The sequence below is a fragment of the Pseudoxanthomonas daejeonensis genome, assembly GCF_022637495.1.
Classification (GTDB): Bacteria; Pseudomonadota; Gammaproteobacteria; order Xanthomonadales; family Xanthomonadaceae; genus Pseudoxanthomonas; species Pseudoxanthomonas daejeonensis.
In genome coordinates this window covers 3,018,103-3,043,924 of record NZ_CP093331.1, presented here as the reverse complement: position 1 = coordinate 3,043,924, position 25,822 = coordinate 3,018,103, and the positions used below count along the sequence as shown (strand labels likewise).

At 66.7% G+C, this 25,822-nt stretch carries 26 protein-coding genes and 1 other RNA gene; 13 read left to right on the top strand and 14 right to left on the bottom strand.

What is annotated here, in order from left to right; all coding sequences use genetic code 11:
* The first annotated feature begins 220 nt into the window (after window positions 1-220).
* The 6 genes from MNQ95_RS13660 (at window position 221) to MNQ95_RS13635 (ending at window position 4,843) form a co-directional block, all read left to right on the top strand.
* Window positions 221-475: a hypothetical protein gene (locus MNQ95_RS13660; protein WP_241953192.1), complete on the top strand. Its 255-nt coding sequence runs from the start codon at window positions 221-223 to the stop codon at window positions 473-475.
* Window positions 476-733: 258 nt separating this feature from the next.
* Entirely contained in the window at window positions 734-1,177 is a 444-nt protein-coding gene (locus MNQ95_RS13655) for a hypothetical protein (RefSeq protein ID WP_241953191.1), read from the top strand.
* Window positions 1,178-1,186: 9 nt separating this feature from the next.
* Window positions 1,187-3,484 (top strand): phage tail tape measure protein, encoded by a 2,298-nt coding sequence (locus MNQ95_RS13650; RefSeq protein ID WP_241953190.1) that lies wholly within the window; start codon window positions 1,187-1,189, stop codon window positions 3,482-3,484.
* A 33-nt stretch (window positions 3,485-3,517) separates the two neighbouring features.
* The gene (locus MNQ95_RS13645) at window positions 3,518-3,862 is read left to right on the top strand and encodes a hypothetical protein (protein ID WP_241953189.1); all 345 of its coding nucleotides are present in this window, start codon (window positions 3,518-3,520) and stop codon (window positions 3,860-3,862) included.
* Window positions 3,863-4,032: 170 nt separating this feature from the next.
* Window positions 4,033-4,176, top strand: a complete 144-nt coding sequence (locus MNQ95_RS13640; RefSeq protein ID WP_241953188.1) for a hypothetical protein — start codon at window positions 4,033-4,035, stop codon at window positions 4,174-4,176.
* A gap of 88 nt (window positions 4,177-4,264) precedes the next feature.
* Window positions 4,265-4,843 (top strand): hypothetical protein, encoded by a 579-nt coding sequence (locus MNQ95_RS13635; RefSeq protein WP_241953187.1) that lies wholly within the window; start codon window positions 4,265-4,267, stop codon window positions 4,841-4,843.
* Window positions 4,844-5,184: 341 nt separating this feature from the next.
* On the opposite strand, the gene ssrA is transcribed toward MNQ95_RS13635, so the two are convergent.
* The 7 genes from ssrA to MNQ95_RS13600 form a co-directional block, all read right to left on the bottom strand.
* Window positions 5,185-5,538: a transfer-messenger RNA gene (gene ssrA / locus MNQ95_RS13630) on the bottom strand.
* A gap of 203 nt (window positions 5,539-5,741) precedes the next feature.
* Complete coding sequence (locus MNQ95_RS13625; RefSeq protein WP_162408852.1) at window positions 5,742-6,215, bottom strand: MgtC/SapB family protein; 474 nt, start codon at window positions 6,213-6,215, stop codon at window positions 5,742-5,744.
* Between the two features lie 45 nt (window positions 6,216-6,260).
* Entirely contained in the window at window positions 6,261-7,688 is a 1,428-nt protein-coding gene (locus tag MNQ95_RS13620) for an efflux transporter outer membrane subunit (protein WP_241953186.1), read from the bottom strand.
* Window positions 7,682-8,416: an SDR family oxidoreductase gene (locus MNQ95_RS13615; protein ID WP_241953185.1), complete on the bottom strand. Its 735-nt coding sequence runs from the start codon at window positions 8,414-8,416 to the stop codon at window positions 7,682-7,684. Before MNQ95_RS13615 ends, MNQ95_RS13620 begins: the two co-directional genes overlap by 7 nt.
* Before the next feature lie 28 nt (window positions 8,417-8,444).
* Window positions 8,445-11,615, bottom strand: coding sequence for an efflux RND transporter permease subunit (locus MNQ95_RS13610; RefSeq protein WP_241953184.1), 3,171 nt, complete (start codon window positions 11,613-11,615; stop codon window positions 8,445-8,447).
* A gap of 88 nt (window positions 11,616-11,703) precedes the next feature.
* Window positions 11,704-12,942, bottom strand: coding sequence for an efflux RND transporter periplasmic adaptor subunit (locus tag MNQ95_RS13605; RefSeq protein ID WP_241953183.1), 1,239 nt, complete (start codon window positions 12,940-12,942; stop codon window positions 11,704-11,706).
* A gap of 64 nt (window positions 12,943-13,006) precedes the next feature.
* Window positions 13,007-13,813, bottom strand: coding sequence for an SDR family NAD(P)-dependent oxidoreductase (locus tag MNQ95_RS13600; RefSeq protein ID WP_425605672.1), 807 nt, complete (start codon window positions 13,811-13,813; stop codon window positions 13,007-13,009).
* Between the two features lie 392 nt (window positions 13,814-14,205).
* Between MNQ95_RS13600 and MNQ95_RS13595 the strand changes: the two genes are divergently transcribed.
* Entirely contained in the window at window positions 14,206-15,210 is a 1,005-nt protein-coding gene (locus MNQ95_RS13595) for a LysR family transcriptional regulator (protein WP_486660003.1), read from the top strand.
* 101 nt (window positions 15,211-15,311) lie between these two features.
* Here the strand turns inward: MNQ95_RS13595 and MNQ95_RS13590 are convergent, their stop codons facing one another.
* From MNQ95_RS13590 to MNQ95_RS13560, 7 genes are all read right to left on the bottom strand, one after another.
* On the bottom strand, window positions 15,312-15,986 hold the full coding sequence (locus MNQ95_RS13590) for a YiaD family glycine zipper/OmpA-like lipoprotein (protein ID WP_238390272.1): 675 nt from the start codon (window positions 15,984-15,986) through the stop codon (window positions 15,312-15,314).
* A 129-nt stretch (window positions 15,987-16,115) separates the two neighbouring features.
* On the bottom strand, window positions 16,116-17,522 hold the full coding sequence (locus tag MNQ95_RS13585) for a replicative DNA helicase (RefSeq protein ID WP_162408838.1): 1,407 nt from the start codon (window positions 17,520-17,522) through the stop codon (window positions 16,116-16,118).
* Between the two features lie 191 nt (window positions 17,523-17,713).
* The gene (rplI, locus tag MNQ95_RS13580) at window positions 17,714-18,163 is read right to left on the bottom strand and encodes a 50S ribosomal protein L9 (RefSeq protein WP_162408836.1); all 450 of its coding nucleotides are present in this window, start codon (window positions 18,161-18,163) and stop codon (window positions 17,714-17,716) included.
* A 150-nt stretch (window positions 18,164-18,313) separates the two neighbouring features.
* Complete coding sequence (gene rpsR / locus MNQ95_RS13575; RefSeq protein WP_052633502.1) at window positions 18,314-18,544, bottom strand: 30S ribosomal protein S18; 231 nt, start codon at window positions 18,542-18,544, stop codon at window positions 18,314-18,316.
* A 23-nt stretch (window positions 18,545-18,567) separates the two neighbouring features.
* Window positions 18,568-19,002 carry a 30S ribosomal protein S6 gene (rpsF, locus tag MNQ95_RS13570; protein ID WP_162408834.1) on the bottom strand — a complete coding sequence of 145 codons (435 nt, stop codon included), beginning with the start codon at window positions 19,000-19,002 and terminating at the stop codon, window positions 18,568-18,570.
* A gap of 252 nt (window positions 19,003-19,254) precedes the next feature.
* Window positions 19,255-21,051 (bottom strand): DUF885 domain-containing protein, encoded by a 1,797-nt coding sequence (locus tag MNQ95_RS13565; RefSeq protein ID WP_162408832.1) that lies wholly within the window; start codon window positions 21,049-21,051, stop codon window positions 19,255-19,257.
* Window positions 21,052-21,141: 90 nt separating this feature from the next.
* A complete protein-coding gene (locus MNQ95_RS13560; RefSeq protein WP_162408830.1) occupies window positions 21,142-21,474 on the bottom strand; it encodes a HesB/IscA family protein in 333 nt (110 codons plus the stop codon).
* A 180-nt stretch (window positions 21,475-21,654) separates the two neighbouring features.
* Between MNQ95_RS13560 and asnS the strand changes: the two genes are divergently transcribed.
* The 6 genes from asnS to MNQ95_RS13530 all read left to right on the top strand — a co-directional run bounded on the left by asnS (window position 21,655) and on the right by MNQ95_RS13530 (window position 25,809).
* Window positions 21,655-23,055, top strand: coding sequence for an asparagine--tRNA ligase (asnS, locus tag MNQ95_RS13555; RefSeq protein WP_162408828.1), 1,401 nt, complete (start codon window positions 21,655-21,657; stop codon window positions 23,053-23,055).
* Window positions 23,056-23,178: 123 nt separating this feature from the next.
* The gene (locus tag MNQ95_RS13550; protein ID WP_162408826.1) at window positions 23,179-23,484 is read left to right on the top strand and encodes a hypothetical protein; all 306 of its coding nucleotides are present in this window, start codon (window positions 23,179-23,181) and stop codon (window positions 23,482-23,484) included.
* Window positions 23,481-23,795, top strand: a complete 315-nt coding sequence (locus MNQ95_RS13545; protein ID WP_162408824.1) for a hypothetical protein — start codon at window positions 23,481-23,483, stop codon at window positions 23,793-23,795. Before MNQ95_RS13550 ends, MNQ95_RS13545 begins: the two co-directional genes overlap by 4 nt.
* A 38-nt stretch (window positions 23,796-23,833) precedes the next feature.
* Window positions 23,834-24,466, top strand: a complete 633-nt coding sequence (locus MNQ95_RS13540) for an FMN-binding negative transcriptional regulator (RefSeq protein ID WP_241953182.1) — start codon at window positions 23,834-23,836, stop codon at window positions 24,464-24,466.
* Between the two features lie 66 nt (window positions 24,467-24,532).
* Window positions 24,533-25,198, top strand: a complete 666-nt coding sequence (can, locus tag MNQ95_RS13535) for a carbonate dehydratase (protein WP_241953181.1) — start codon at window positions 24,533-24,535, stop codon at window positions 25,196-25,198.
* 47 nt (window positions 25,199-25,245) lie between these two features.
* On the top strand, window positions 25,246-25,809 hold the full coding sequence (locus tag MNQ95_RS13530; protein ID WP_241953180.1) for a 3-hydroxyanthranilate 3,4-dioxygenase: 564 nt from the start codon (window positions 25,246-25,248) through the stop codon (window positions 25,807-25,809).
* The last annotated feature ends 13 nt before the right edge of the window (window positions 25,810-25,822 follow it).

The following is a 25,822-nucleotide window of genomic DNA, read 5'->3' as shown; positions in this document are numbered from 1 at the left end:
TCTGTCCGATGCTCGGAGGCGCATTTTTGTATGACAAAGCCGAGGCCGAACGCCGTGTTCGCAAATTCTTTCCGGAACTTACAAACGACGCAGTTAACCGCGCGGTTGGACACGTAGGCGCCCGCGTTCGGATACACGTCGCACCAATCAAGCACGCCAACCGCGTCCGATCCTCCTGGGCTCATGGCTGGAACAATCAAGACTAAGGAACCGACTAAGCATGGCGCTTATCGAGAAGACAAAGACCGTATCTACCACCCGCCGCCACCTGAAGGTGATCGGCAATCCGCACACTTTCCTGATCGCAAATCAGATTGTGGCAGTCGGCGCAATCGTTGAGGTCAGTATGGGTGATTCCGTCGGATTGATCCGCCGGGGACTCGCGGTCGATGCGACTCCCGCCGAAGTGACCGCAGCCGGCGCGAACACCATCATTGCCCCGATGCGCGGCGACACCTGGCAGGATGCCGCCTGATGTCCGTATGCTTGGGGCCGGGCTTCTCAAACAACGTCGCTGCCCTCATTGCTGGCGCTTGGGCAACCTATGTTGAGAGCGGTGACCCGCGCGACGAGGTTATCGCGCGAATGATTACCGAAACGGCGCTGGAACCGAGGCTTAGGGTAAAGGCCAAGCCGAAACAGAAATTCAGCCGCCACCAGCGCAAGCGCCTGGCCGTGAGAGGTGGCTATAGCCTAGACCCAAACGCCCACATTCTTGACCAGGTGCGAAACCTTGGGAAACGGTGACCCGTGGGAAACCGCTCCTGTGCGGTTTCTCCTGGGCCGCGCTTATCACGATGTCGCCGAAGTGCTTGGCTGGCAAAAGGCGGTCGACTTCGGAATGGATGTGTGGGCGCGCAAGCGCCCCCCATCCGAACGAAAGGCCCAATCTGTCTACGGCGGCGGTCACGGGTCCATCTACATCCCAGAAAAAGTCAATTCCTTCTTTGGGCACGAACTTGTCGAACTGCTCGGTGAAGATGACGCAAAGGCATTGTCCGCCCGTCTTGGTGGCGAGATTCTTGAATTTTCGGCCATAGCGCCTGCTTTCAAGAAGCAGCGGAATCAGGCAATTCTTGATCGCGCGATGGAAGGGCTAAGCCCGAATGTGATCGCATTCCTCTTTGAGCTTACGCCAAGGAGTGTCCGAAGAATCATTCATGTAGGTATGTCCTGAGAATTGGCAATGTCTATCAAAACTCTCAAAGCGAGCATCGTGATCGGTGGCGCCATCTCTGGCAGCCTTCGGTCTGCCCTGTCTTCGACAAGGTTCGGTCTGAAGGCAATCGGCGAGGAGGTCATGAACGTCGAGCGTAGGCAACGGCTGCTTGGGCGCCAGATCAACACCTTCGGGCGGATGGGCAAGAACGTCGACAAGATGCGGCGCGAGTATGCCCAACTTGCGCGCGAGGCCGACAAGCTGCGCATTGCGCAGGCCCGCCTTGCCGGCGTGCAGGAACGCATCGAGGCGAACAAGGCCCGCCGCGGTGAAGCGCGCGGCCAGTTCTTCGGAGCGGCGGCGACGTTCGGTGTTGTGGCCGCGGCCAGCCTGGCGCCCGTGCGCGTGGCCGTCCAGTTCGAAACCGCGATGCTGGGTGTCGCAAAACAGCTTGACGGCGCGCGCGATGCTGCCGGCAACCTGACGCCCGTTTATTTCAGCATGGCCCGGCAGGTTCAGCAGCTTGGGCGCGAACTTCCGCTGGCGACGAACGACCTTGCGGACATGGTCGCCGCTGGGCTGCGGATGGGAGTCGCGAACGACGAAGTCGTCGCGTTCACCCGCACCGCGGCCATGATGGCGGACGCGTTCGAAATGCCGGCGGGCCAGCTTGCCGACGACATGGGCAAGATCGCGGGCCTTTTCCAGATTCCGATTCCGCGCATCGGCGAACTTGCCGACGCGATCAACTACCTGGATGACAGGTCGCAGGCCAAGGGCGGCGAAATCATCGACGTCATGCAACGGATTGGCGGCATGGCGCGCGCACTGAAGATGCCCGCAAGGGAAGCCGCTGCGCTCGGGTCCACGTTTGTTCACCTCGGCAGTTCGGCCGAGGTAGCCGGTACCGCATCCAACGCCGTCCTGCGCATCCTCGGTGCCGCGACGGTCCAGTCCAAACGCGTACGTTCCGGTCTGGCCTCCTTGGGGCTCAATGCCGACGGCGTTCAGGCCAGCATGGCAAGGGATGCCACCGGCACAATCCTGTCGGTCCTGGACAAGCTCAACGCGCTCAACACCGAACAACGCATGGCCGCCGCAACGCGCCTATTTGGCGCCGAGTACGGCGACGACGTTGCCAAGCTCGCTACTGGCGCAGCAGAGTACCGCCGCCAACTGGCGCTGGTACGGGGCGAGGAAGCTAAGGGCAGCATGGCGCGCGAGTTCAATGCACGTCTCGGCACGGCTGGCGCGCAGTGGGAAATCACGAAGAACCGCATGCGGGAGGTGTCGGTCGTGATCGGCAATGCCTTGGTGCCGGCCATGACACGCATGATGGAAACCGCAGCGCCGATGATCGAAGGCTTTGCGAATTGGTCGCGAGAGAACCCGCGGCTAATCAAGGGGATCGTGGGGTCTGCATTGGCGCTGACCGGCCTCCGCGCCGCTACCGCTGGCGTCGCCTACGCCTGGACGGCGGTCAAGGGTCCGGTCTTATCCGTCATGGGGCTATTCGCTCGCATGCGAGCCGCTGGCGCGCTGGCCGCCTTGGGGCGATTCGGTCCTGTTGCTATGCGGATCGCCGGTCCGCTGCGGGCTGTTGGCGCGGCGATCGCGGCCATCGGCGCCGGTCCTGTGTCGATTGCTGTCGGAGCGCTCACGGCTGGCGCCTTGATCGTCCGGAAATACTGGCAGCCGATCAAGGCTTTCATGGGCGGCATGTTCGAAGGCATTCGCTTGGCGGTCGGCCCGGCGATGGCAGAGATTGGAGCCGCGCTCGCGCCGCTGCGCCCCGTGTGGGACGGCATGGCGAATGCGATCGGTAAGGCTTGGGCCTGGGTCGTCAAGCTGTTGGCGCCGCTGAACCTGACGAGCGAAGAACTCAAGGGCGCCGCCGCCGCTGGCCGCACGTTCGGCGTCGTCCTGGGCGCGGTGATCGCCAACGGGCTTCGGGGCTTCGCTGCCCTGGTGCGCGTGATCGGTTGGGTTATCGGCAAAGCCGCGACGTTGAACAGCATCGCATCCCGTATCCCCGTCGTCGGGACCGGCGCGCTGTTGGCAAAAGCGGCCTTCAGCGATGGCCCGGCCCCGGCAGGCAAGCGCGCACCGGTGCGGGCTGGTAGCGCTCGCGGTCGCGCAGCGCCGGCCGTGCCGGCAGCAGCCCCGCGCGGCGGTGTCACTGTGACCGACGCGTCGTCGCATACGTACAACATCACGCAGCAGCCCGGCGAGTCGACCGAAGCGCTGGCACGACGGATCGAGGCCGAGCAGCGCCGTCAAGCCGGCGTCGATCGCCGCGGAAGGTTGGCCGATGACGCGGCGTAGCAGGATGCCAGGGACAGATTGCGACGGGTGTAGATGATAAAGCCCGCCTATTGTCCGCTGTCCACGATCCGAACAATCGATTTCACGGGCGCGGGCCTGCATCGCATGCTCTGTGCACGCCTTGTCCGGCGCGATCCTCCAACCAACAGGGGAACAACCTTGCGTTACGAAGCAACGATCGATAGCGAAACTCTGGAAATTATTGACAAGAAGACACAGTCGCCCGTGGATGCTGTGGCTGTCATACCGGATCATCTGCCGGACTTGGAAAGACTCGTCGCGATGGTACCGAGAGACCTGGCGGAACACCTGGCGAGGCTTGCGGCCTGGCGGGCATTAGGAATGGAAGGCGTGCCGACGGATTGTTTTAGCGTCTAGCTCCGTCGCTCTAATGCAGAAGCCCCGCCAACCGCTTAACGCAGGGCGGGGCTTTTTTATTCAGGGGGCGGTTATTGTCGCACCTTCAAACCCAGTTGCAACAGACTTGTTCGATGCGTTAGAGCGGCGCAGCCTTACTTTGCTGGAATCATCCAGCGAAGGAGAAAATCATGGCCAAGAACGAACAAACCGGCAAGGCAGCAGGTACGTCGGCGTCCAAAGTGATGCGCGGAAAGGGAACGGCGGCCGACGCTAAGAAGGCTGCCGCCTCTGCAATGACCCAACGTCCGGACAAGGGCGGAAAGAAGAAGTAGCCGTGGTCCGTTTGTAGCTGCGGCTCGCTGGTATTAGGGGCCGCAGTTTTGTATTGGAGCGAATCGGATGGCGTTGAATTGGGTGCAGATGAAGAATCACTCAGTCATGCTGGTGGCAGCGTACCGCCGATTGATTGATGAGCAACCGCGGGGAGACGGAAAGGCAGGCACCGAAGTGCCGGCGCCGGCAGCACTTGTGATGGGGGCGCTTGCCATCGAGATCGCTTTCAAGGCACTCATTTGCAAGCAGAACAACATTTCCGAAACGGCACAGCTGCGAGCACTTAGGGTTTCAGACGGTGGCCACAATTTGCTTGAACTATTCGGCCATCTAGACGCCGAAACCCAATTCTTGTTCACGGCAGGATTCGACAAGCACTTCACCCAGAACAGGGAAACAATCATCATGACCTCTCTTGTGCTGGACGAAGCGCTAGTAGAGGAATTCTTGCGTCCAAAGTCGTTTCATGAAGAGTTAGCGCTGGCATCGCGAACCTTTGTAGACTGGCGATATAGCTATGAGCTTGACTATGTGAGTGCGCACATTTCGTTCATGAAATATCTAGTGGGACGCGTGAGTCTCTTATTCGGAATTCCGGAAGACCTGAGATTCTCTAAGCCGCCTACCATGCATAAGAAAATAAGAGATGGGTCGGGCACCGCCTAGTTCGCGGGCCGCAATCAGGTCGCAAGCTCGACGGCGGTCTCGGCGGGACATCGCGCCCCGCGAGGTAGAAGACGCCTTTGGCGAGAAGTAGCCAGCAGCCCCGGACACAGGGGAGGATCAACGGGACCCGCGCGGGGTATGGGCCTGGACTCCAAGGGTCGGCGCGCGCGTTGCTGGCGTCCTAAGATTCGCGCCTCTGCGCCGGCCGCACCATCAGTGGATGCCTACATACGGGGTCAGACTTTTCCGAATGTTTTCCGTACAGGCGTCCGTACAACGAAAAAGGCCACCCGCGAAGGTGGCCTAAGTCGATGATTAGAAATGAATTTCTAATCAATTTTTGGTGGAGGTGGGCGGAGTCGAACCGCCGTCCGAAGGTACTCCATCTCCGGCACTACATGCTTAGCTCACCGTTGGATCTCGTCCCGTGGCAGCACGGCGTGCTAAGCGCACCCAAGGACCAGCCTGTTTTGGGTTAACCGGGCGCTGACAGGCAACCACCCCCGGCGATCCTGTGATAATGACCCTACATCCACGAGCACAGGCACAAGTGGGTTCGGGGCTACGCCTTAAGCGGCGAGAGCGTAGTTGTCGTCGTTGGCAACTAGAGTTTTGCCGCTGGATTAACGAGGAAAGCTGCCCCCTCGGCATGCGCCAGTCGATTTCGCAACCCCCGTCGAAACCAGGACACCCCCGGTAGCGCGGGCGAAGCCATCTCGCCAGACCCTTCCAGTGTAGGGACGCCTGCCCCCCGCATCAAGGCGCCCCCCACCGGCGCTGTGCATGCGTTCATGGCGGCCGCAGTTCGCTGGGTGGGCACGGCAGGCGCGCCGTGTCGCGATCACCGTCAGGCCGCGCACGGAGCTAGGCGCGGACACCGCCCGATGCCAGCGGGTGCTCACCGGTCGCGTGCACCCTCGAACTCATGCCGTGCGCGGCGCTCCAGTGCACGCAGGACGGTCAGCACCGCCAAAGCCAACAGGGTGATTGCCAGGGCGAGGATGTAGTAGCGGAAACCAACCGTGATCCCGATCGCCGCGACCATCAACAGGGATGCCGCGGTGGTGATGCCCTGCACGCCCTGGCCGCCGCGGCTGGCGAAGATGGTGCCGGCACCGATGAACGACACGCCCGCGATCACCGCTTCCACCAGGCGCAACGGGTCGATCTGCAGGCCATTGCCGGCGTAGTGCGAGTCTTCCAGCACCATCCTGCTCAGGCCGAGCAGCAACGCCGCGGTTCCGGCGACCAGCATGTGGGTACGGAAGCCGGCGGGCCGGTCCTTGAGCTCACGCTCGAAGCCGATGGCGCCGCCCAGCGCCATCGCGTAGAGCACTCCGGGAAGCACGCGCAGTTCTTCGATCCAGTCCATCGGCGCAACATCGCCGAAGCCCCGTGAAGACGCCGTGCGCCGCCATCAGTAAGCCTCGACTGCACCCGTCGCTGCCAGATCCGCCCCCTGCCCGGCCTGGCCTGTCCCGCCCAACGCCTTGTAGATCGCGACGGCCGCGATGTTCACCGCCGCCTCCGCGTCGGCGAGCGCATCGTCGGCTGCGAGCTGGTTGCGCTGCGCATCGAGCAAGGCCAGGAAGTCACCGCCCCCTTCGCGATAGCCGACTTCGGCCAGTTGGCTGGCCCTGCCAGCGGCGACCGCCTGGTCGACCACGATGCGCAGGCGTTCCTGGCGCCTGGCGTAATCCACCAGCGCATTCTCCGTGTCCTCCAGCGCGAGCAGCACCGTCTTTTCGTACTGCACGGCGACGCCATCGGCCGTGGCCTCGGTGGCGCGCAGGCGCGCGCGCACGCTGCCCATGTCGAACGCGGCCCAGCGGATGGATGGCGTCAGCGACCAGGCCTCGTTGTCGCCGCTAACCAGCCCGCTGAAGTCGCCGGAAACGAAGCCGGCAAAACCGCCGATGCTGATCCGCGGGAACAGGTCGGCCGTGGCGACACCGATGCGCGCGGTCGCGGCGGCCAGGCGACGCTCGGCCGCGCGCACGTCGGGCCGGTTGCGCAAGAGCTCGCGCGTATCACCCAGCGGCAATGCCTTCGCGTAGGCCGGGGCCTGCCTCGGCGACAGCAGTGCATCGAGCGCGCCAGGCCTTTCACCGACCAGCACGGCCAACCGGTGGCGCGCACGCGCCTCGATCGATTTCAACAGCGGGATGTCCGCCTCGATCGCCTTCAGCCGTGCTCGACTACTTTGCGCGTCGACCTCGCTGCCGGCGCCCAGTTCCCAGCGTGTCTCGGTCAGGCGCTGGGTCTCGTGCAGGTTGCCCAGCGTCTGCTCGGCGACCGCGACGCGTTTCTGCGCACCACGAAGCAGGAAGTAGTTACGCGCCACCTCGGCCGCGACGCTGACCTGTACGTCCTCCAGTCCGGCCTGCTCGGCGCCCAGGTCGGCGCGTGCCGCTTCCGCACCGCGCCGCAGCCGCCCGAACAGGTCAAGCTCCCAGGCTGCATCGAAGCCCAGGCTGTACTCCTCGACGGCCGTGCGCACGCCGTCGCCGGCCGGTTGCCGCCCGCGCACCTGGCCCGCGTCCATCTGCACGTGCGGCCAAGGATCCAGCCCGAGCTCGACGAACACCGCGCGCGCGGCCTGCACCCGGGTCATGGCGATGCGCAGGTCCGGATTGGCGACCAGCGCATCTCCTACCAGCCGGTCGAGCACCGGATCCTCGAACTGCCGCCACCATTCGGCCACCGGCGAGTCCGTGGCGAACACCGGTGCTTCGGCGTTGTGCAGCTGGACCGGAGCGGGCGTGGAGGCCCGGTAGTCCGGTCCGACCGCGCAGGCCGACAGCAGCGCGAGCGACAAGGCCGCAAGCAAGGGTCGCATCACCATGGCAGCACCTGGTCCATATAGAAGTAGCCGCCCTGCGGGCCGTCTTCGCCGATCAGGGCCAGCCTGACGCCGGTGCGTGCGCCGTCGGCGATCTCGATCTCGCCCTCTCCACCGTTCATGTCGGTTTTCACGTAGCCGGGGTGGATCGTGTTGACCTTGATCCTGCTGTCGCGAAGCTCATAGGCCAGCTGCACGGTCCAGGCATTCACCGCGCTCTTGGACACGTTGTAGGCAGGCACCTTGAAGTCGTAGATGGGCGAACCCGGCTGGGCGTGCAGCGCCAGCGAACCCAGCAGGCTGGAGACGTTGACGATGCGTGCGGAGGGCGCGCGGTGCAGCAGCGGCAGGAACGCCTGGGTGACCGCGACCAGTCCGAACACGTTGGTGTCGAAGGTGCGACGCCACGTGTCCAGCGACTGCTCCGACACGGACTTTCCGATCTCGTCGAGCATGACCCCGGCGTTGTTGACCAGGATGTCCAGGCGACCGTAGCGGCGCTCGATCTCCTGCGCAGCAGCGGCGATGCTGGCGGCGTCGGTGACGTCCAGGGCGATGGCCTCTACCGGCAGGCCCTGCGCCTGGAGTTCCAGCGCCGCCTCCACGGCCTTCTCTCGATTGCGACCGGCCAACAGCGCGTGCACGCCGTTCTCGGCGAGCTGGCGCACGGTCTCGCGGCCGATGCCACGGGTGGCGCCGGTGACCAGCGCGACCTTGGATGAGGTATTCATGGATGTCTTCCTGTTTGGGGGATGAGGGTCAAGCGTGTGCCGGTGCGACGTCGGCGGCCGGGCCATGCGACACCAGCGGCCGGTCCGCAAGCTTGCGCAGGGCGACGTAGAACACCGGGGTCAGGAACAGGCCGAACAGGGTCACGCCGAGCATGCCCGCGAACACGGTGATGCCCGTGACCGAGCGCACCTCGGCGCCCGCGCCGGTGGACAGCACCAGCGGCACCGTGCCGGCGATGAAGGCCACCGAGGTCATCACGATCGGACGCAGGCGCAGGCGGCAGGCTTCGAGTGCCGCTTCGACCACGCCCTTGCCCTGCAGCTCCAGCTCGCGGGCGAACTCGACGATGAGGATCGCGTTCTTGCATGCCAATCCCATCAGCACCACCAGGCCGACCTGCACGAACACGTTGTTGTCGCCGCCGCTGGCCCACACGCCGAGCAGGGCCGACAGCAGCGTCATCGGCACGATCAGGATCACCGCCAGCGGCAGGGTCCAGCTTTCGTACAGCGCGGCCAGCACCAGGAACGCGAGCAACACCGCGAGCGGAAACACGACCAGCGCCGCCTTGCCCTGCGTGGCCTGCTGGTAGCTCAGGTCGCTCCAGTCGATGCCCATGCCCGGTGGCAACACCTGCTGCGCCAGTTCGGTCACCTTGGCCATCGCTTCGCCGGAGGACAGCACGCGCGGATCGGCTTCGCCCATCAGGTCGGCAGCGGGATAGCCGTTGAAGCGGATCACCGGATCGGGGCCGTAGCTCTCGCGGATCTGGACCATCGATCCGATCGGCACCATCTCGCCCCGGTCATTGCGGGCGCGCAGGTTGGAGATGTCCTCGACCTCGTCGCGGAACGGACCGTCAGCCTGGGCGATCACCTGCCAGGTGCGGCCGAACATGTTGAAGTCGTTGACGTAGGCCGAGCCGAGGTAGGTCTGCAAGGTGTCGAACAGCTCTGTGAGCGGGACGCCCTGCGCCTTCGCCTTGACCCGGTCGACCTCCGCATCCAGCTGCGGCACGTTGGCCTGGTAGCTGCTGATCGGATATCCCAGCCCCGGCGTCTGTGCGGCCGCGCCCTGGAAGGCCTGCACGGCGTTCTGAAGTTCACCGTAGCCCAGGCGGGTGCGGTCCTCGATGAACAGCGACCAGCCCGAACCGTTGCCAAGCCCCTGGATCGGCGGCGGCATGAACGCGAAGGTAAAGCCTTCCTCGATGCCGGCGAAACGCTGGTTGAGTTCGGCGGTGATCTGCTCGGCGCTGTTCTTGCGCTCGGCGAACGGCTTGAGCGGGAAGAACACCACGCCGCTGTTGGGCGTGTTGGTGAACTGCAGCGGATTCAGCCCCGGGAAGGCGACTTCGTGGGCGACGCCCTCCACTTCCATCGCCATCGCCGCCATCTTCTTCAGCACCGCGTCGGTACGCTCGATGGATGCGCCCTCGGGCATCTTCACGCCGGCGATCAGATACAGCTTGTCCTGCACCGGGATGAAGCCGGCCGGCACCGCCTTGAACATCACGCCAGCGCCGAGCAGGAGCACCGCGTACACCGCGAACACCGCGCCACGCCGGCCCAGCGCCCAGCCCACTGCACCCTCGTAGCGCTCGGAGGTGCGCCTGAAGAACCGGTTGAACGGCCGGAACAGCCAGCCGAACAGGTGGTCGATCAGGCGCGACAAGGCGTCCTTGGGCGCGTCGTGCGGCCTGAGCAGCTTGGCCGCCAGCGCCGGCGACAGGGTCAGCGAGTTGATCGCCGAGATCACCGTGGAGATGGCGATGGTGACTGCGAACTGCTTGTAGAACTGTCCGGTCACACCGGTAAGGAATGCCATCGGCACGAACACCGCGCACAGCACCAGGGCGATGGCGATGATCGGCCCGGATACTTCGCGCATGGCCAGGTGCGCCGCTTCCAGCGGCGTGGCGCCATGCTCGATGTGGCGTTCCACGTTCTCGACAACGACGATGGCGTCGTCGACGACGATGCCGATCGCCAGCACCAGCCCGAACAGGGTCAGCGTATTGATCGAGTAGCCCAGCAGGTACAGCACCGCGAAGGTGCCCACCACCGAAACCGGCACGGCCAGCAGCGGGATGATCGAGGCACGCCAGGTCTGCAGGAACAGGATCACCACCAGCACCACCAGCAAGGTGGCCTCCAGCAGGGTGGTCACGACCGACTTGATCGAGTCGCGCACGAAGATCGTGGTGTCGTAGATCGACTGGATCTCGACGCCCGGCGGCAGGGTCTTGCGGATCTCGGCCATCCGCTCGACCACCGCATCACGGATCTCCAGCGCGTTGGCGCCCGGCGCCTGGAAGACGCCGATCGCCGCAGCGTTCTTGCCGTCCAGGCGCGCACGCAGCGTGTAGTCGCCTGCGGCGAGCTCGATCCGGGCCACGTCGGCCAGGCGCACGGTCTGGCCGTCGGCACCGCTCTTGAGCACGATCGCGCCGAACTCCTCGACGCTCTCAAGGCGACCCTTGGCGTTGATCGGCAGCAGGAAGTCGCTGCCGTTGGGCATCGGTTCGGCGCCGAGCTGCCCGGCCGACACCTGCACGTTCTGCTCGCGCACCGCGCGCAACACGTCGCTGGCGGTCAGGCCGCGCGCGGCGACCTTGTCCGGATCCAGCCACAGGCGCATGGCGTAGTCGCCGCCGCCGAACAGTTGCGCATCGCCGACGCCAGGGATCCGCGCCAGGTCGTCCTTGACGTGCAGGCGCATGTAGTTGCGCAGGTACAGCGAGTCGTACTGGCCGTCGCTGGAAGTCAGGTGCACCACCATCAGGAACACCGGCGACTGCTTCTGCGTGGTCACGCCCTGCCGGCGCACGTCCTCGGGCAGCCGCGCCAGCGCTTGCGCCACGCGGTTCTGCACGCGCACGGCGGCATCATCGGCGTCGGTGCCTGGCTTGAAGGTGACGGTCAGCTGCAGGACGCCATCGGAGCCGGCGACGGACTTGACGTACATCATGTCCTCCACGCCATTGATCGCCTCCTCCAGCGGCGTGGCCACCGTTTCGGAGATGACCTTGGGATTGGCGCCGGGATAGACCGTGCGCACCACTACCGAAGGCGGCACCACGTCGGGGTATTCGCCGATCGGCAGCAACGGGATCGAGATCAGGCCGGCGGCGAAGATCACGATCGACAGCACCGCGGCGAAGATCGGCCGGTCGATGAAGAATCGGGAGAAGTCCATGGGTGGATTTCCTGGAACGTGGGAATGGGGGCGCCCTGCCCCTGCCGGGGGGCGGCAGGAGCGGGCAAGGAGCGCGTGGCGCGTCAGTTCAGTTGGCGGCGACGGCGGGCGCCGCAGCGGTTGCGGGTGCGCCCATCGCAACCGGTCGCGACTCGACCGGCATTCCGGGGAAAAACACCTTCTGCACGCCGCTGACGATCACCCGGTCGCCTGCCGAAAGGCCGGCCTCGACGATGCGAAGGGGCGCGCCGCCTGTCGGGCGATCGATCGGGCCATCGGCGTCGGCCAAGCGCCCGAGGCGTACGTCGCGCCGCTGCGCCTTGCCCTGGGCATCGACCACGTAGACGTACTTTCGGTCCTGGTCGGTGAGCACCGCCTTGTCGTCGACCAGGGCAGCCTTGAATGCACCGCTGCCGGGCAGGCGAACGCGTGCATACAGGCCGGGCGTGAAGCGACGGTCGGCGTTGTCGAGTACCGCGCGGGCACGGATGGTGCCGGTGCCCGGATCGACCTGGTTGTCGAGGAAGTCGACCCTGCCTTCGTGCGGGAAACCGGTCTCGTCGGCGAGCGCCACCTGTACCGGCAGCGTGCCTTCGCGTTCGCTGGGCCGCTCGCCCTTGCGCGCCAGCTCCGCGTAGCGCAGGAAGCTGCGTTCGTCGGCGTCGAAATGCACGTGCACCTTGTCCAGCGAGACCACGGTGGTCAGCACGCTGGCGGCATCGCCGGCGCCTACGAGATTGCCGGCGGTCACCAGCGCACGCCCGGCGCGACCATTGATCGGCGCACGCACCTGGGTCCAGTCCAGCGCCAGCCGCGCCGTATCGACCGCGGCCTGCGCCGCGGCCACGTCGGCCTGTGCCTGCTCGGACGCGGAACGTCGCTGCTCGAAGGTTTCCACGGCGATGACCTGCTGCTCGGACAGGCGGCGTGCACGGTCGGCTTCGCGGCGACCCAGGTCTGCACGGGTCCGCGCCCGCGACAGTTCGGCCTGCGCCCGGGCCAGCTCGGCGCGATAGCTGCGTGCGTCGATGGTGAAGAGCACATCTCCCTTCTTCACCTCCTGCCCCTCGCGATAGTTGACCTGCTCGATGTAGCCGGAAACGCGCGGACGCAGGTCGACGCTCTCGACCGCCTCGATGCGACCGCTGAACTCGTCCCACTGGCTGACCTGCCTGACGAGGACCTGCGCGACGCCAACCTGCGGAGGCGGGGCCTGTTCGCTGGCCTGTCCGCTGCAACCGGCCAGGACCGCCAACGCCAGCACGCTGGCGGCGCCCAGGCGCAGGAGCCGCGGTGACGGCGCATGGAAGAAGGAATGGATGTTCATGGGGGAAACCTCGCGGGGATCGGAATAGGCAGAAGTGGAAGAAAGCAGCAGGCGGAAGCCCGCATCAGGCCGCGGCACGGCCGCCGTCATGGGTACCTGCCGCGGCCTGCAGCGCCTGGGCGAAGTCACGCGCCAGCAAGGGACTCGCGGGAATTGCGTCGCGCGCGGAACAGGCCACGATGCAATCAGGCCGTCCGCTGCCGGCGACCAGCGATACCGCGCTGCGCCCGACTGCGAGCGCGGCGTGCCAGCCGCTGCAGGCGGAGCTGGCGTTATCGGCATCCCAGACCGGCGCATCGACCGCCAGCAGCTGCAGGCGTATGCCCAGAGGCAGTGCCTCTTCGTGCAGCACCTTGGCCAGCATGCGCAGCGCCGCTCCGGTGATCGATGCATGTCCGTATCCGGCCCAGCCGCACTCGGCCTGCGGGCCGCCGATGAGCAGGTAGCGCGCTGCGTCGACTTCGCCCTGGCGACTGTCGTTGGCCAGGAGCGGCAGCAGGTGGCGCGCGGCGGCCAGGTGCGGCAGCAGGCCGCGATCCAGGCTGTGGCGCAGGAACGTGGCGCGGCGATCGAGCAGGCGGGCACTGCGACGCGGGCCGGCGACCGTATCGATGACCGCGCGCAGTCGACGCGGGCGTTCGGCGACCTGCGCGGCCAGCCGTGCCGCCTCGCGGTCGGTCGCCACCGATCCGGCCAGCAGCTCCAGCGCCGGCTCGTCGGCATGCATCTGCGCCAACGCCTGCAGCCGGCTGTCGTCGCGTCCGACGGCGAGCACCGGGCTGCCTGCTTCCAGCAGCGCGGCGACCACGCCGGAACCGACCCGGCCACTGGCGCCCAGCACCAGGGTCTCGGGGGAAAGCATCCCGCTCACGGGATATTTCCTCCCACACACGGGATAATCCCATCTGGGCACCCAATGGATTTCGATGCCCTCCTGGCCTCGCCCACGCCACCGCGCTGGTAGCGCGGCGGGACGGTGAACTCCCGGAAATGCCCGGTGGGCCGGCTCTCACCCAGCCCAGGCCGAACGAAAACCCGCTCCCGGCTTGGGGCCGGTGACGGGAACAGGCGGGACATGAACTTGGTGATCCACATGCGTGTGGCCAGGGCTACGGGGGATGCCGGCCAAGTTACGCCGCCAATCAGGACTTGATTAGTCCTGATTAAAGGGAATAATCATCCCGCCGAAGGGCCAATCCATTCTCCTCCTCCCGGATTTCCGACATGGCATAAGACCTCAACGACACCCTGGTCTTCGTCAAGGTGGTTGAACAGGGCAGCTTCATCGCCGCGGCCAAGACCCTCGGCCTGCCCAAGACCACCGTCAGCCGCAAGGTGCAGGAACTGGAAACGCGCCTGGGCGCGCAGCTGCTGCACCGGACCACGCGCCGGCTGGGCCTGACCGAAGCCGGCAACGTCTACTACGAGCACTGCCAGCGCATCGCCCACGAACTGGACGAAGCCGAAAGCGCGGTCGGCCAGTTGCAGGGCGGCCCGCGTGGCTGGCTGCGCTTCACCGTTTCCTACTCGATCGGCATCGCCTGGATATCGCCCTTGCTGGGCGAATTCCACGAACGCTACCCCGACATCCGCCTGGACATGCACATGAGCAACGATCCGGTGGACATGATCGGCAACGAGATCGACGTCGCCCTGCGCGTCGGCACCCTGCCCGACTCGAGCCTGGTCGCGCGGCGATTGGCCAGCTTCCGCACCCAGATCTTCGCCAGCCCGCACTACATCGCCAAGCATGGCGAGCCGCTGCATCCGGACGAACTGCAGCACCATCGCATCGTCGCGGTCCGCAAGAGCTACCACCACCATCCCTCGCGCATCACCTGGCCGCTCAGCGACGGCAGCCGCACGGTGGAATATCCGATCAACCCGCTGATGGCCGCCAACGATCCATCCGCCCTGCTGGGCGCGGTGCTGTGCGGCGAAGGCCTGACCCTGGCCAGCGACGTCACCGCAAAGCCGTACGTGGAGGCCGGCGTGCTGCGGCGCGTACTGGCCGGCTGGACCGGTCCGGAGGTCGACCTCAACGCGGTGTTCCCGCGGGGCCGGGTGGTGTCGCCGAAAGTGCGCGCCTTCGTCGACTTCCTGGTCGAACGGCTGAGCTCCAACGCCGATTACATGATGGCCCAGTGCCCGGCGATGTGCAGCGTCACCGGAGAGCTCAAAAGCCAGGCCGCTGCAGCGAGCGCCTCCACGGATGAAGAGTCCGCCGGACGGGAAGGCAAGCGCATCCTCGAACAGGTCACAGGCTGAGCTGCGGCTCCTCCACATCCGCGATCTCGCGCCAAAAAAACGGGCCGCAAAGCGGCCCGTTTTCTTCGTCGACTCCGCGAGCCCGCGGCCGGGGGATCGGTTTACGACTGCACCGGCACCAGGGTGATCTCGACCCGGCGGTTCGCCGCGCGTCCCGCCTCGGTGTCGTTGCTGGCGATCGGATAGCGCTTGCCGCCACCGATGGTGATCAGGCGCTCCTGCTGCACGCCCTGCGCGGACAGGTACTGGGCGACGGCGCCGGCACGCTGCTCCGACAGGCGCTGGTTGACCGCCTCGCTGCCGATGCTGTCGGTATGGCCAGCCACCTCGACCACGGTCTGGTTGTACTCGCGCAGCACGCCGGCCACGTCGTTGAGCACCGGATAGAAGCTCGGGTCGATGTTGGCGCTGTTGAAGGCGAAGGTGACATTGCCCGGCATGTTCAGGGTGATGTTGTCGCCCTTGCGCGCCACGTCGACGCCGGTGCCCTGCAGCTTCTCGCGCAACGCGGCCTGCTGCCGGTCCTGGTAGTTGCCGATCGCGCCGCCGGTCAGGCCGCCGATGCCGGCGCCGATCATCGCGTGCTGCCGGCGCTCGACGGCGCTGTCACCGGTCAGCAGGCCCGCGGCGATGCCGATGCCGGCGCCGATCAGCGCACCGGTGCCGGTACGGTTGGCCTGCTGCTGGCCGGTGTACGGGTCGGTGGTCTGGCAGCCGGCCACGGCGACGGTGAGCAGCGCGGCGGCGAGGACGAAGGAAGTCTGCTTGCGGATCATGGACACGCTCCTGTGCATGGTAAACATGGCCATTCCGGCCACGGACGGGCAATGCTACGGCGCCGATCGTGAGCGCCGGGTAAGGGCGCGCGCGGCCTGTCACGCAGCCGCCACCTCCCTGGAACCGCGCTACTCGAACACGCCGACCGCGTCGTGGGTCAGGTTGTCGAAGCGCGTGTACTCGCCGAAGAACTTCAGCTTCAGCGAGCCGGTCGGGCCGCTTCGCTGCTTGCCGATGATGACTTCGGCCAGGCCCTTGTCCGGCGAATTCTCGCGGTTGTAGTAGTCGTCGCGGTAGATGAAGACGATAAGGTCCGCATCCTGCTCGATGGCGCCCGATTCGCGCAGGTCGGCCATCACCGGACGCTTGTCGGTACGCGTTTCCAGCGAGCGGTTGAGCTGCGACAGCGCGATCACCGGCACGTTGAGCTCCTTGGCCAGCGCCTTGAGCGAGCGGCTGATCTCGGAAATCTCGGTGGCGCGGTTCTCGTTGTTGCCCGGCACCTGCATCAGCTGCAGGTAGTCGATCACGATCAGGCCCAGGCCGTGCTCGCGCTTGAGCCGGCGCGCCTTGGAACGCAGCACGTCGGGCGACAGCGCCGGGGTGTCGTCGATGAATATCTTGACGTCGCGCAACATGCGGATCGCGCTGGTGACGCGGCTCCAGTCCTCGTCCTCGAGCTGGCCGGTACGCAGGCGGGTCGCATTGACCCGGCCCATCGAGGAAATCAGGCGCAATGCCAGCTGCGAGGCCGACATTTCCATCGAGAACACGGCCACGGCCTTCTTCGACTTCATCGCCCCGTACTCGGCGATGTTCAGCGCCAGCGTGGTCTTGCCCATCGCCGGGCGCGCGGCCAGGATGATCAGGTCGGTCGGCTGCAGGCCGGCGGTCATCTCGTCGAATTCGGTGTAGCCGGTGGGCAGGCCGGTGACGCCGCCGCCGCTGTTGTAGCGGCTCTGCAGCACCTCGAAGGCTTCGGTCAGCGCGCGGTTGACCGGGGTGAAGTCCTGGCGTCCACGCGACCCGGCCTCGGCGATCGCGAACACCTCCTGCTCGGCCTTGGCCAGCAGCTCGGCGCTGTCGCGGCCTTCGGGCTGGAAGCCGTTGTTGACGATGCCGGTGCCGATCTCGATCAGCTGCCGCAGCACCGCCTTGTCGCGGACGATCTCCGCGTAGGCGCGGATGTTGGCGGCCGAAGGCGTCGTCGTCGCCAGCTCGACCAGATAGGCACCGCCATCGATCTGCTCGGAATAGCCCTGCGAATCGAACCACTCGCCCAGGGTGACCGCGTCGAACGGGCGGCTCTTCTCCGCCAGCTCCCGGATCGCCCTGAAGATCAGCTGGTGGTCGCGCCGGTAGAAGTCGTTCTCCACCAGCACGTCGCCGACCGCGTCGTAGGACTCGGGGGCGAGCATCAATCCGCCCAGTACCGCCTGTTCGGCCTCGACCGAATTGGGCGGAACGCGGAGCTGCTCGATGCGGGCATCACTGCGGTCGCTGCGGTCGTTGCGGAAGCCGGGGCGTGCGGACATCGGGGCGCTGGACTCCAGGCTGCGTGCGGAGGGAAGGAAGGGAACGGGATCGGCCATGGTAGTCGCCTCGGCAGAGGGGACGTTGCAGATAACCCTGTGCATAACCGGTGGGCATCTCACCGGCCGCGACGGCGCCGCACAAAAGCGAAGGGCGCCCTGCGGCGCCCTTCGTCATGCCATGGCCGGATGGATCAGGCTTCCGGCTGGACCACGACCTTGACCGTGGTCTCGACGTCCGCGTGCAGGTGCACGAGCACGTCGAACTCGCCGATGTGGCGGATCGGGCCTTCGCCCATCACCACTTCGCTCTTCTCCAGCGGCAGGCCGGCGGCGGTGAAGGCGTCGGCGATATCGCGCGGGCCGACCGAGCCGTACAGCTTGCCTTCGGTGGAAGCATTGACCTTCAAGGTCACGCTGGCGCCTTCCAGCTGGGCGACGCGGCCCTGGGCGCCGTCAAGGTTGGCCTTGGCCTTGGCCTCGTAGTCGGCGCGCTTGGCCTCGAACTCGGCCACGTTGGCGGCGGTGGCCGGCACGGCCTTGCCCTGCGGGACCAGGAAGTTGCGGCCGTAGCCCGGCTTCACGTCGACCTTGTCGCCGAGGTTGCCGAGGTTGGTCACCTTCTGCAGGAGGATCAGTTGCATTGTCTTGCTCCGTTATCCGTTAGCGGCGCCGGGGCGCCGCAACGAGTGCTGTCCGAATAGGACGGGTGTGTTTCGACAGCGGGTGTGACCCGGGGCGCCCTTCGCCAGCAGTCCGCAGGTGGATGCGCGGACTGTTGCGAAGGACCCGCATCACACGTCGTGGTTGTCGGTGTACGGGATCAGGGCCAGGAAGCGCGCGCGCTTGATCGCGGTCGACAGCTGGCGCTGGTAACGCGACTTGGTGCCGGTCACGCGGCTCGGAACGATCTTGCCGTTCTCGGTCAGGTACTGGCGCAGGGTGTTGAGATCCTTGTAGTCGATCTCCTTGACACCCTCGGCGGTGAACTTGCAGAACTTGCGGCGACGGAAGAACTTGGACATGTGTGTGCTCCTAGGGGGCGAGATCAGGCGGCTTCGGCGTTGTCGCCGTCGTTGTCGGCGGCAGCAGCAGCAGGTGCGCCCTCGCCTTCTTCGTCACGGCGGCGGCGCTCGCCACGCTCGGGCTTGTCGCCCTTCTCGTCCTTGCTCTTCATGATCAGCGACTGCTCGGTGTCCGGGCCATCGCGGCGGATCACCAGGTGGCGCAGGATCGCGTCGTTGAAGCGGAAGGTCTCGACCAGCTCGTCGATCGCAGGCTGGCTGGCCTCGATGTTGAACAGGACGTAGTGGGCCTTGACCAGGTTCTGGATCGGGTAGGCCAGCTGGCGGCGGCCCCAGTCTTCCAGGCGGTGGATGGTGCCGCTGGAGCCTTCGATCAGCGACTTGTAGCGCTCGATCATGGCCGGCACCTGCTCGCTCTGGTCCGGATGGACCAGGAACACGACTTCGTAATGACGCATTGTGTCTTCCTCGTGGATGCGGCCCTTGCAGGCCTGGCAGCCCCCCGTCGATCCGGAACTGGATGCGGTGGGGCAAGGTCTCCCCGCACCAGGTAGCGCAGGGAGCCGGAAATTATGCAGGGTCAGGCACTTGGACGCAAATCCCGGGTACAGATCCGGTCTGGATAGCGGCACGGCCGGGGGCCCGCGGTTCCGGGCCGGGTACCCCCGGCCCGGCCCATACTCTCCCCCGGACCGCCCTGACCCCGGGATTCAGCCCGGCTTGCCGGCCCGCTTTCGCTCGGCGATCCAGGTCCGGACACGCTTCTCGAGCGTCTCAAGGGGTACCGAGCCGGTATCCAGGACCGCATCGTGGAAGTCGCGCACGTCGAAGGCCGGACCCAGTTCGCGCGCCGCCTCCTCTCGCAGGGCCGAGATCCGCAGCTGGCCGATCTTGTAGGCCAGGGCCTGGCCCGGCCAGGCGATGTAGCGGTCGATCTCGTTGACCACGTCCTGTCCGGTCTTGGGCGAGTTGTCCATGAAGAAGTCGATCGCCTGCTGCCGGCTCCAGCCCTTGGCGTGCATGCCGGTATCCACCACCAGCCGCACCGCGCGCCACATGTCGTAGGCCAGCTGGCCCATGCGGTCGTAGGGGTCGTCGTAGAGGCCCATGTCGTAGCCCAGGCGCTCGGCGTACAGGCCCCAGCCCTCGCCGTAGGCGACGAAGTAGGCGGTGCGGCGGAACATCGGCAGGTCCGGCAGCTCGGCCCCGCGGGCGAACTGGAAGTGGTGGCCCGGTACGGCTTCATGCAGGGACAGGGCCAGCATTTCCCAGGTCGGCCGCACCTCGGGCTTGTACAGGTTGACGTAGTAGAACCCCGCCCGGCTCCCGTCCACCGCGCCGGGCTGGTAGTAGGCCGTGGTGGTGTCCGGGGCGATGTTGTCGGGGATGGCACGCACCCCGTACGGCAGGCGCGGGATGGTGCGGAAGACCTTCACGAGTTCCGGATCGATGCGCTTGGACAGGGCCTGGTAGGCCTCCAGCAGGTCGGCCGGATCCTTGTGGAAGAACTTCGGATCGGTGCGCAGGTGCTGGAAGAAGGCGTGCAGGTCGCCCTTGAAGCCGACCTCGGCGCGGATCTTCTCCATCTCCGCGCGGATCCGCGCCACTTCCTTCAGGCCGATTTCGTGGATCTGCCCGGCGGTCAGGTCGGTGGTGGTGTACCAGCCGGCGAGGAAGTCGTAGTAGGCCGGGCCATCCGGAAGATCGGTCGCGGCGATGGTGTCGCGGGCCCGCGGCAGGTAGTCCTGCTCGAAGTAACGGCCGAATTCCCGATAGGCGGGGACCACCTGCGATGCGATCGCCTCGCGCGCCTGCTTGCGCAGCGCTTCCTGCGTGGCCGCCGGGATCGATTCGGGCATCTTCAGGAACGGCTTGTAGAACGGGCTCTTCGCGGGATCCTCCACCACCTGGCCGCGGATCTGCGCCGGCACGCGCTGCATCAGCACCTTCGGCGGCATGCTGCCGGCCTCCGCGCCCGCTTTCATCAGGGCGGTGTTCTGCTCCAGCAGCACCGGCAGCGCATGCAGGCGTGCGATCCAGTTGCGGTAGTCCTGCTCGCTGGCGAACGGCAGCAGCTCGGCGATGCCGTCGGCGGTCTGCACTCCGCCCTGGTGGCCGATCGGCTGCAGGTACTCACGGAACTTCTGCCTGGCCACCGCCCGTTCCTGCAGCCAGGCGAACGTGTCGTAGTTGAGCTGGTCGGCCGGCGACAGCGACGCGCGGTCGATCCGCTGCAGCGCTTCCAGCGCTTCGCGATCGGCCGCCTCGCGCCGGGCGATGGCCGCCAGGCTCATGTCGCTCCAGCGGTCGTCGTAGCGCCGATCCCCCTGGTAGGCGGCATTTTCCGGGGATTCGCGCAGGCCGCGCTCCCACTCGGCATCGAACAGGCGATGCAGTGCGACTGCGGCTTCGTTGCGCGACGCGACGGCCGGCTCGCGTGCGGCGGGGGCGGCGAATGCGGGGAAGCAGCAGGCCGCCAGGGCGGCGGCGAGGACGGTGCGGCGCATGGAGTCTCCAGCTGGACGGCAAAGCCCAAGCCTAACCCGTCGCGGGCCGACGGCGCCGTGCCGGAAGTCTCCGCTCGAAGCCGCAGGCGCTCAGGCCTCGCCGGTGGTGAAGCTCTCGCCGCAGCCACATCCGGCCGTGGCGTTGGGATTGTTGAAGACGAAGGTCTCGCCCAGTCCCTGCCGGGCGAAATCGATCTCGGTACCGTCCACCAGCGGCAGGCTGTCGGCGTCCACGAAGATGCGCACGCCGGACTGCTCGAACACCGCGTCGCCTTCACGGCTGTCGCGGGCCAGGTCGGCCACGTGGCCCCAGCCGGAGCAACCGGTGCGGGTCACGCCGAAGCGCAGGCCCAGCGCGGCCGGGTCGTGCTGCAGGAAGCGCTGCACGCGCTCCAGGGCGACAGGGGTCAGGGTTACGGCCATCAGGAACCTCCAGGATTGCCCGTCGATTATAGGCGGGGCCGGCGCCTCGCCGGTGCCGGGATTGATATCGGCCGCAGGACGCTGCGGCGCGGCGCGGGCATCGGTGCCTCGCAACCGCGCGGCCGCAGCCGCTACACTTCCGCTCTCACAGATGGGCCCCAGGCCAGAAGGATTCAAGCCATGACGGTGGTCAGCGTCGAACATGCGCTTGCGGGCAGGATCCCCGCCGGCGGCGAGGTCACGGTACGCGGCTGGGTGCGGACCCGTCGCGACTCCAAGGCCGGCCTGAGCTTCGTCAACGTCAGCGATGGCTCCTGCTTCGCCGCCATCCAGGTCGTTGCGCCGTCCACGCTGGCCAACTACGAATCGGAAGTGAAGCACCTCACTTCGGGCTGTTCGGTGATCGCCACCGGCACCCTCGTCGCCTCGCAGGGCCAGGGCCAGAGCTTCGAGATCCAGGCCTCCAGGATCGAGGTGGTGGGCTGGGTCGAGGATCCGCTGACCTATCCGATGCAGCCCAAGCAGCATTCGCTGGAATACCTGCGCGAGTTCGCCCACCTGCGCCCGCGCACCAACCTGTTCGGCGCGGTGACCCGCATCCGCCACTGCCTGTCCCAGGCCGTGCACCGCTTCTTCCACGAACGCGGCTTCTACTGGATCAGCACGCCGATCATCACCACTTCCGACGCCGAGGGCGCCGGCCAGATGTTCCGCGTCTCGACCCTGGACCTGGCCAACCTGCCGCGCGGCAAGGACGGCGCGGTGGATTTCTCCCGCGACTTCTTCGGCAAGGAAACCTTCCTGACCGTGTCCGGCCAGCTCAACGTGGAGGCGTACTGCCTGGCGCTGAGCAAGGTCTACACCTTCGGCCCGACCTTCCGCGCCGAGAACTCCAACACCACCCGGCACCTGGCCGAGTTCTGGATGATCGAGCCGGAGATCGCCTTCGCCGACCTGGCCGCCGACGCCGACCTGGCCGAGGATTTCCTCAAGTACCTGTTCCGCACGGTGCTGGAAGAACGCGCCGACGACATGGCCTTCATCGCCGAACGCGTGCAGCCCGATGCGATCACCAAGCTCGAAGGCTTCATCAACGCGCCGTTCGAGCGGATCGACTACAGCGAGGCGATCACCCTGCTGCAGAAATCCGGGAAGAAGTTCGACTTCCCCGTCGAGTGGGGCCTGGACCTGCAGACCGAGCACGAGCGCTGGCTGACCGAGGAACACGTCGGCCGCCCGGTGGTGGTCATGAACTATCCCGAGCACATCAAGGCGTTCTACATGCGCCTGAACGACGACGGCAGGACCGTCGCGGCGATGGACGTGCTGGCGCCGGGGATCGGCGAGATCATCGGCGGCAGCCAGCGCGAGGAGCGCCTGGACGTGCTCGACGCGCGCATGGCCCAGTTCGGCCTGGATCCGGAACACTACGGCTGGTACCGCGACTTCCGCCGCTATGGCGGCGTGCCGCATGCCGGCTTCGGCCTGGGCTTCGAGCGGCTGGTGGTGTACGTGTGCGGGCTGTCCAACATCCGCGACGCGATCGCCTACCCGCGCGCGCCAGGCAGCGCCGAGTTCTAGGATGCGAGTCCCTCGCAAGAGCCGGCACGTCCATGTGCCGGGGTTCAACCCGATGCGAGCCCCTCGCAAGACCCGGCACGTGCATGTGCCGGGGTTCAACCTGATGTGGATGTCACAAGCACCATGATCCTGTTCTTCGCCCTGTGTTTCGTCGGCGTGGCCATCGCCGGGGCCACCGCCTTCGTGATCTTCTGGCCGCTGACCCTGGTCCACGTGCGTGACCGGCATGCCGGCACCTCCGCGGACTTCGGGCCGGGCGCCTTCGCCAATCCGGCTGCGTTGCGCTGGCTGCTGGGCGGCGGCTACCGCGCCACCCCCGACCGCTCGCTGAGCGGCCTGGCCACGCCGGCGCGGATCGCCCTGCTCACCATCATCTTCGGCCTGTCGATGGCAGGCCTGCTCTGGCTGGTCGCCGAGGTAATGCCATGAATCCCGATGCTTCCCTGCACCAGTCCTGGTGGCTGGCCACGCTGGGCCACGTCCTGCACTGGGCACGACTGGGCGAACGCGAAGGCGGCACCGGCGAGGTGCTCGACCACAACGGCAACCTGCACACCTATGACAGCGAAGACACCGCGCGCGCACTGCTGATGGACGCCGGTTTCGTCGAGTTCGATGGCATGGACGAGGAAGACGCGCTGGAGCGCGGCTTTTCGCTGGACGAAATCGCACCCCCTCGCGCCGATAGCGACGAGGAACTGGTCGCGCAGATGACCGTCAACCTCGGCCGCCGGGCCTGAGCCGGCAGGCGTTCCCGTCAGCGGGAACGACCACGCCCATGTACACACCCCACGCCTTCGCCGAACACGACCTCGCCGGCCTGGACTGGCTGGTAGCGCGCGATCCGTTCGCCACCCTGGTGACCTGCGGCGCCGATGGCCTGCCGGTCGTGTCGCACCTGCCGGTGCTGTATGCGCGCGATGGCGGCCGCATCCTGATCGAAGGGCACTGGGCGCGGCCCAATCCGCAGGCCGCGCATGCGGGCCCCGCCCTGCTGCTCGTTCACGGCCCGCACCATTACATTTCGCCGGGCTGGTATGCGGACAAGGAAGACGCGGCCCGCGTACCGACCTGGAACTACGCGGTCGCGCACCTGGCCGGGATGCTGCAGCCGCTGCACGAGGAAGCGGCGCTCGCCTCGATCGTCGCCCGCCTGGGCGAGCGCTTCGAAGCGCAGGTGGGCGGCCAATGGCGCTACGACCACGACAACCCGCGCGAGCGTTCGCAGCTGCGCGGCATCGTCGGGTTCCGCTTCGAGCCGGACCGGGTCGAGCTGAAGTTCAAGCTCAACCAGAACCATCCGGTGGCCAATGTCGAAGGCGCCATCGCCGGCCTTGGGCAGCTGCCAGGCGAAGCCGCCGCCGGGGTGGCCGCACTCATGGCCGACCGGCTGGCAAGGCCACGGGACTGAACCGGCGCGCGGCCGCCCGGCACGGGGTGCGAGCGGCGACCGGCCCGGGTCTGTGATAATGCCGGTATGGCCGACGAACTGAACGAACTGATCCACCGCAACCATGCCTGGTCCGAGCGCGTGCGCGCCGAGGATCCGGAATTCTTCTCGCGGCTGTCGCAGCAGCAGGCGCCGGAATTCCTGTGGATCGGATGCTCCGATTCGCGGGTGCCGGCCAACCAGATCATCGACCTGGCGCCGGGCGAGGTCTTCGTCCACCGCAACGTGGCCAATGTCGTGGTCCACACCGACCTCAACTGCCTGTCGGTGATCCAGTTCGCCGTCGACGTGCTCAAGGTCAAGCACATCCTGGTCGTCGGCCATTACGGCTGCGGCGGTGTCTACGCCGGCCTGACCAGGCTGCGGCTGGGCCTGGTCGACAACTGGATCCGCCACGTGAGCGACGTGGCCGACCGCCATGCCGACTGCCTGCACCATAGTGGCGGCCTGGAGCTGCAACACGACCGCCTGTGCGAGCTCAACGTGCTCGAGCAGGTGGTCAACGTCTGCCAGACCACGATCGTCCGCGATGCGTGGGCGCGCGGGCAGGAACTGACGGTGCACGGCTGGGTCTACAGCCTGAAGGATGGTCGCGTGCACCACCTGGGCATGGACATCGACACGATCGACTGCCTGTCCGGCAAGTACGACGCCGCCCTCGCCCGCATCCGCCAGGATCGCGAGAACCGCTGAGCCATCCGCTTTCAAGTGCCGGCCCCGGCACCGCGCAGGAATCCGCCATGCTGCCCGCCCCGCTCAACCTGCAGGCCTGGATCGAGGAACACCGGCACCTGCTCAAGCCGCCGGTCGGCAACAAGTGCATCTACGACGGCGATTTCATCGTGATGGTGGTCGGCGGCCCGAACGCGCGCACCGACTTCCACTGGGACGAAGGCCCGGAGTGGTTCTACCAGCTCGAAGGTGAAATGGTGCTGCGCGTGCAGGACAACCCGCAGGGCGGCCCGGGCGCCTTGCGCGACATCCCGATCCGCGCCGGCGAGATCTTCCTGCTGCCGCCGCGGGTGCCGCATTCGCCGCAACGGCTGCCCGGCAGCGTCGGCCTGGTGGTCGAGCGACGCCGGCTCGCGCACGAGGACGACGGCCTGCTGTGGTTCTGCGAACGCTGCAACCACAAGCTGTACGAAGAGTATTTCCACCTGCGCGACATCGAGCAGGACTTCCCGCCGGTGTTCGAACGCTTCTACGGCTCCGAGGCGCACCGCACGTGCAGCCACTGCGGCCACCTCAACCCGCGCCCGGCGCGCTACGACCCGCAACCCGAATCGCTGGCCGACATCACCTGATGCGGCTGCCCAC